The 282-nt window shown below is 68.4% G+C and carries 1 protein-coding gene; it reads left to right on the plus strand.

Features of this window, described 5'->3' with window-relative positions; genetic code table 11:
* Positions 1 to 14: 14 nt before the first annotated feature.
* Positions 15 to 282, plus strand: a 268-nt coding sequence (locus GV792_RS28875; RefSeq protein ID WP_306044048.1) for a DJ-1/PfpI family protein, incomplete at its 3' end; no start/stop codon positions are given.

Raw genomic sequence — 282 nt, forward strand, 5'->3', positions numbered from 1 at the left:
TCGATGGTGTGAAGATGCTCGACTACACCGGGCCCGCCGAAGTGTTCGTCGATGCCAATCAGTCGCTGGCCGGCTATGACGTGGTCACCGTTTCGCCCGATGGCTGCCCGGTGGTGACGTCCCTCGGCACCCAGGTGTGTGTGATGGGCAGCGCGATGGAAGCGGCGCCGTTCGACACCGTGCTGATCCCCGGCAGCGAACTGCCGCCGGCCCGTTTCGTCACACCCGAGGTCCTCGCCGCCACCGCGCAGATGGCTCGCCGCACCCGGCGCCTGGCTTCGG

The organism is Nocardia cyriacigeorgica, assembly GCF_010868145.1.
In the GTDB taxonomy this organism is placed as follows: domain Bacteria; phylum Actinomycetota; class Actinomycetes; order Mycobacteriales; family Mycobacteriaceae; genus Nocardia; species Nocardia cyriacigeorgica_D.